The sequence below is a fragment of the Cryobacterium sp. 10I1 genome (assembly GCF_035019805.1).
Classification (GTDB): Bacteria; Actinomycetota; Actinomycetes; order Actinomycetales; family Microbacteriaceae; genus Cryobacterium; species Cryobacterium glucosi.
The window spans coordinates 1-429 of sequence record NZ_JASJVF010000570.1; the positions used below are offsets into that span (position 1 = coordinate 1).

1 protein-coding gene is annotated in these 429 nt (G+C 71.6%); it reads left to right on the forward strand.

The window, feature by feature from the left end; all coding sequences use genetic code 11:
• Positions 1-173: 173 nt before the first annotated feature.
• A partial coding sequence (locus QN345_RS19820) for a DUF2398 family protein (protein WP_323509215.1) occupies positions 174-429 on the forward strand: 256 nt, incomplete at its 3' end.

Here is a 429-nt window from a genome sequence, read left to right on the forward strand (position 1 = left end):
GGCGCACACGCCGCTGATGCCGCCGATGCCGAGGCCGAAAGCTCAACTCACGGGCGCGCCGACGCGGAGGAAGCCGGCGACGTTCAGGCTGGGTCTCCGGCGCACGCGTCGCACTCGCGCGCCGATGCCGACTCGGATGCTGATGCAGACGTCGACGTGTTTGTGGAGGTGTCATGAGCGTCTCGGCGGTCGACGACCGGCAGCGGGCGGCCCGAATGCTGCTGCGCACGCCCCTGATCCGCTCGACTGAAGAGGAGCGCTACCGGCTCGTGCGGCGGCACGCGGGTGACCTCGCGGAGTGGTTCGACGTCCATGCCGGCTGGACGCTACACGTCGACAGCGAGGTGGTGCGGCTCGACCGGGAACCGGCGTCGGTGACGGATGCGACGCATCCGTTCGCCGCCCGCCGCGGCGGGGTGCCGTTCTCGC